Annotated in this window: 2 protein-coding genes; both read left to right on the forward strand. The window is 53.8% G+C overall.

Features of this window, described 5'->3' with window-relative positions; all coding sequences use genetic code 11:
* Positions 1-249, forward strand: a 249-nt coding sequence (locus tag ACZ53N_RS36905) for a transposase (RefSeq protein WP_469145077.1), incomplete at its 5' end; no start/stop codon positions are given.
* Between the two features lie 508 nt (positions 250-757).
* The gene (locus ACZ53N_RS36910; protein WP_469145078.1) at positions 758-2,989 is read left to right on the forward strand and encodes an SGNH/GDSL hydrolase family protein; all 2,232 of its coding nucleotides are present in this window, start codon (positions 758-760) and stop codon (positions 2,987-2,989) included.
* Positions 2,990-3,183 lie beyond the last annotated feature (194 nt).

Raw genomic sequence — 3,183 nt, forward strand, 5'->3', positions numbered from 1 at the left:
CGAATGAAGGCCTTCATCGACACGCAGGACTGGCTCAACTCCTACCACCTGCCGTCCTACGCACCCGACCTCAACCCCGTGGAAGGGATCTGGTCCCTCCTGCGACGCGGCTGGCTCTCCAATGTCGCCTACAGCACACCCGACCACCTCATCCAGCGCATTCGACGCGGCCTCCAACACATCCAGTACCGCAGCGACCTCATAGACGGCTGCCTCGCCGAAACCGGCCTGACCATCAGACCCGCCTAAACAACGACACGACACCACGAGTTCAAACTCAGAACGCCGCAGCCTGGCAGTAACGTTCCCTTCAAGTTCTCGGCCGCGCATCCGGCCCTGTACGAGGGGAGCGGTGTGCCTGAGAAGAGACCCCGTTAACCTGACCGGTATCATTCACCCTGCCGATCGCATTTCCGAATACCCTGCCATCGCCCTCGGCATTAAGAAATGATTTTTAATTCAGGAGAAAACCGGCATGGACTTTAGCCGCAGTCTTACCGTTGGCGTTTCTTTACTTACCCTTGGAATTCCTTGCCTGGGGGTCCACCCTACCGCAAGAGCTGATGATTCCACCCAACCCGCTTTCATTTCCATGGGGGACAGTTATATCTCCGGTGAAGCTGCCCGCTGGTTTGGCAATAGTGCAGAATATGGGCAAAGCGTAAAAGGCGGAGCTTACGACTATAATGGGACTGACCGAGCCTACAGCTCACCCGGCACCCCTAAGCAAATCAGGGCTGGCAAGGAGGCTGTATACGTGGACGATGGCTCCTACAAAAATCTCTTTGGTGATGGGGCGGGGTGCCACCGTTCAGACTACGCTGAAATTCATGGGGGATCGTTCATCAAGAAGGCCGTCGGTGGTGGAGAGAAGCCCATTAAAGGAGCAGCAAAAAAAAGCGAGCCTTATTTTCCCGCCACGGCAAAAAGGATTAATCTGGCATGTTCGGGGGCCGTGGTGAAAAACGTTCTCCTAAAAGAGGACGGAGGGATTCCGCAGAAACCAGAAGGGGGTAATACGCTCCAGGATACACAGGCAGGCGCTCTGAAGAAGCTGCTAACAGAGGGCTCCGTAAACCTAGATGTAAAATTGATCGTCCTCTCTATCGGGGGAAATGATCTTAAGTTTGCAGATCGGGTAGAGGCGTGCGCCAAGGAATACGTAAAGGATCAGGTCACACTGGGAGTGATGGGGGGCGAATGTGGGAAGGCTCAAAATCCGAGCCAAATGGAATATAAGGCAGCAATGGACAAAGTGAGAGCGGCGATCCAGTCGATCAAAAAGGCAATGGCGGCTGCGAAAGATAGCGCCGGAAATAAAAAGTATGGAGATAGCCCCCGTCAGGGCAAGTATCGAATTCTCCTGCAATCTTACCCGAGTTTCCTCCCCAAGGCAGGAAATTTGAGAGAGTCTTTGAAGGGCAACTCTGCCCAGCGGTTCTCGACTGGTGGATGCCCTTTCGGCGATAAGGATATGAACTGGGCAAGCGGGAAGCTGGGGCCTGACCTCAATAACGTTCTGCATCAGGCTGCCCAAGCCGAGGATGTAGACTTCATGGATCTTCACAACGCCTTTCGCGGTCACGAACTCTGCTCCGATAAGACTTCCCAGTACAGTAACTCGCATCGGTTTGACAGAGCGGAAGACGTAGACCTTCAAGGGAAAGACGCAGAATGGATGAGATTTATTGATAAGTACATTCTTCGATTGGCGCAGGGAGACGAGCAGGAGTCAGTACACCCTAACGCGTTCGGGCAACTTGCGTTGCAGGACTGTCTAGGAAAGGTGTGGCAGGGACACCTGAGTAAATGGACCGGGCAGTACAGTAGATATTCCCTCTCCTGCACAACAAAGTCTAAATATGGTTCGGGGACTAAGGAAATGGTAGTACAAGCCACCCCAGGACGTGTAGAGATCAAACCCCCCAGCCGCTACCTTCTTATCGATTTCAAGAACCCATTGCCCGCAACCAGCGAATGCCTAGATAATTCCGCAGCGAATGTGGTCCCATGCCCACGGTATGGAGAATTCCGGGAAAACTTGTCCTGGAAAATTGGGAACAATGGTACGATCATCGATGCAGATCCCTCGCCCTCTTTGGGTACCAAGTGCCTTGAGGCCGTCGGGAAAAAGGTGGACTGCAACGATAAGGACCGGTATCCCGCGAAATGGATTCTACGCAGCGATCGTCACCTTGAAATCACTAGTAACCCCGGGCAGTGTCTGGCGAAAACCGGGCTCGCTGACTGTGGCACTGGGGGCGGATCCCTTGCTCTGTGGTCCTCATTAGTTATGATCAAAGCTAAATTCCCAGCAGCATGGCTTTCTGAATCGGGTTCCCTTGAGTCTGATCACATGGCGCTAGGAATGTGCGTTTACGGGCGGTTATTCGATCACCTCCTGCCGGGAGCCGTCCCCTGCGCGGGGGTTTCTTCCAAGACATTCCCGCCTCCAAGGTACACATTTACAGCAGGGTCGGCCCCGAATCAAAGTATGCATCCATTGATCTGGGCCTGGACGCCTTCAGGGGTGGGCGGTGTGAGCGGAAATTTGTCGGACACTATTTACGATGAGACCCCTGCAAGGAATTGCCTATCTATCCTTAATTACAGTAGCGTCGAGGTGAACAACTTGGGCAGAGCTTGCGGGATTTGGGACGACTGGGTACTGGAAAACCACGCTAGCGAGAATTCCCCTGGCGCGATCTCCCAGCACATCAACACCCCGGCCGGGGAACTTGAATTCTATTTGCAAACGATCGAAGATTCTAAATGCTCAGTAAATAACGCGGCAACGCAGGAGGGGAAATGTATCGGGCTGCGGGCGCTGACAGATGAGCAAGCAGGAAAGAAAAGTGAGATCAATCCGTATCCTAAGGTAACCTGGTATCAGCCAGATTCTCGTGCCCGAAACTATCCAGATGGGGACTGGCTGGTTTATCAGTGGCCCTCGTGGCCGCCATCCGGTTACACTGGCGATATGCGATAAGGTCGGCATTGTATTCAGCCTGGTTGTCATTCTGGGTTCCTGGAGCTTTTTCACGTGTAGATCATCAGGGTGAGGATGGGCTGTGGCGGCTGGCGCGATCTTAGCTTGGCGTTTATCACCTGAGGTCGAACGTCGCGTCGAACTTGCCTGGGATCTGCTGTTCGCCTGACGTGAGGGCGGCCTCCGTCTGATCA

This window comes from Streptomyces sp. NPDC033229, assembly GCF_055576875.1.